Below are 2,210 nucleotides of genomic sequence, written 5' to 3'. Positions count from 1 at the left end.
TCTTCGAGTTTCTGCTCTGTTATCATCCGGTCTAATTCACAAATACGTCCCCTACCAGTTGCGTAAAGACCTCCTGCATAAAAATTTTGAACTGCTCTTCAAAATCGATAAGGCTCTTTGTATCCTTTAATAACTCAGCAATTTTTGATATAATGTTTTCCATGGGAAGACCTCTTTCTAAATGTATTCGCGTGGTACGTACATTTAAATGATAGAGTGTCTTCCCACTTTTTTTCATTCATAAGTCCCCGAGTAAAATTTTACACATACTTAAACAGGTTCGGAATTGCCCTTTGTTTTTAAGCGTCCCGTGCTGAACATAAAAAGTGATTGGAACAGCGGACCCGATTCAATTCTTTTTCTTGACTTCCAGTTAAAAATGAATAAAATAGTTAGAGTGCCAAATATTTAGTTAAGCAAAATAAATGAAATGCTTTCTCCCGTTCCAAAGGCGGGAGTTTTCTTATTACCTCGTCTGCCCCGACGGAAAACCAATCGGATATTTCCTCTCCGGCATAGTTCAGTGACCAAAGCTCAAACTATTATATTGAATGGGGGATTGTGAATGGAAAAAACGAACGAGTTGAACCGTTCCGTAAAAATTGTGCCGTTTTTTTCGGTGATGATGGCAGGCGCATTGGTTGCTTTTTTGAATCAGACGCTGATTAATGTCGCGCTGCCGCAAATCATGAACCATTTAAATATTTCCGCTTCTACCGCCAACTGGCTATCTACGATTTACATGCTCACAAACGGGATTGTCATTCCGGTTACAGCATATTTGATGAGCCGCTTTACAACGAGACAGCTGTATCTCACTTCCATGGGGTTGTTTGCGCTCGGAACATTGATTTGCGCAATTGCGCCCGGATTTTCTGTTCTGCTTATCGGGCGGGTTGTGCAGGCGGTCGGGGCAGGCATTATTTTTCCGCTCATGACGAATGTCATATTTGTTTTATTCCCGCCAAACCGGCGCGGGTTTGCAATGGGGATTTTTGGCGTGGCGATGAACTTCGCGCCGGCGATCGGGCCGCCGCTTTCCGGATGGGTTGTGCAAAACTATTCATGGCGCACTTTATTTTTCATCATTTTGCCGATCGCCATTGTGGACTTGATTTTTGCAACGATATTTGTAAAAAATGTGACGGAAACGAGCCGGCCGAAACTGGATACGCTCGGTGTAATATTATCTTCCATCGGATTCGGGGGCATTTTATACGGATTTTCTACCGGGGGAACGAAAGGATGGGACAGCGTGGAAGTGTTGGCCACTTTGGCAGTGGGCGCCATTTCTTTTGTTTTATTCATTTGGCGTCAGCTTTCGACCGACCATCCGATTTTGGAGTTCCGCATTTTCCGCTACCCGGTATTTACCTTGACGATGGCTATTAATATTATTGTGACGATGGCGCTGTTTTCCGGTATGATTTTGATGCCGATTTACATGCAGAATGTGCGCGGATTTACCCCGCTGATGTCCGGATTGATGCTTTTGCCGGGCGGGATCGTAATGGGGATCATGTCGCCGATTACAGGGCGCCTGTTTGACCGTTACGGGGTGAAATGGCTTGCCCTGGGTGGCCTTGCCATTACGATTGTCACCACGTATGCCCTGACCCGGCTGGAATTGGATACAACTTTTACGTATGTCGTGACAGTCTACACGATCCGCAGTTTCGGGATGTCGATTTTAATGATGCCGATCTTTACGGCCGGTTTAAACGACCTTCCGCTTGCGATGAATAAATTCGGCACCGCGATGGTCAATACTTTCAGGATGGTGGCGGGCGCTGTTGGCACGGCCTTTTTCGTCTCGATCATGACGAATAAAGGGCTTGCCCATACAAAGGCGATCATGGCTGCCGGGCAAATATCGCCGGCGGATAAAATCCATGCTGCATTGGCGGCAAGGGAAGGAACTGTCATGGGCATAAATGACGCGTTCATGGTGGCCACTTACCTGGCAGCTGTTGCTTTCATCCTCGCCTTTTTCATCCAGAAAACAACACCGCGCGACAGCCTTCCGGAAAAAGCGGTACAGCCGGCAAAAACTGCAACGCAATCCTAATCAAAGGGGCTGTCCCAAAAGGCGGTAATCTGGCTGAAGGGGAGCCCCTTTCTTTGTGAAAAAATTATTATCGTTGGTTGTTGATGATCGCGAAATTCACTCGCTTTCCGCACGCGTCGCGAGCCTCCTCGCATGTTCCTCA

Annotated in this window: 1 protein-coding gene and 1 pseudogene; one reads left to right on the top strand and one right to left on the bottom strand. The window is 46.7% G+C overall.

Translation table 11 applies throughout. From position 1 onward, the window contains the following. Positions 1–163, bottom strand: a pseudogene (locus tag BpJC4_RS15615) (ISLre2 family transposase); the annotation flags it as partial. Between the two features lie 402 nt (positions 164–565). Between BpJC4_RS15615 and BpJC4_RS15610 the strand changes: the two are divergent. Continuing rightward, positions 566–2,068: a DHA2 family efflux MFS transporter permease subunit gene (locus BpJC4_RS15610; RefSeq protein ID WP_151682004.1), complete on the top strand. Its 1,503-nt coding sequence runs from the start codon at positions 566–568 to the stop codon at positions 2,066–2,068. Positions 2,069–2,210 lie beyond the last annotated feature (142 nt).

Origin of the sequence: Weizmannia acidilactici (genome assembly GCF_008974185.1) — a bacterium.
In the GTDB taxonomy this organism is placed as follows: domain Bacteria; phylum Bacillota; class Bacilli; order Bacillales; family Bacillaceae_C; genus Weizmannia; species Weizmannia acidilactici.
Note: the sequence above shows the minus strand (reverse complement) of the source record. Positions and strands in the feature narration are given on the sequence as shown.

Coding starts and splice junctions, on each gene's coding strand:
- BpJC4_RS15610 (WP_151682004.1), top strand. CDS start 566: ATGGAAAAAACGAACGAGTTGAACCGTTCCGTAAAAATTGTGCCGTTT.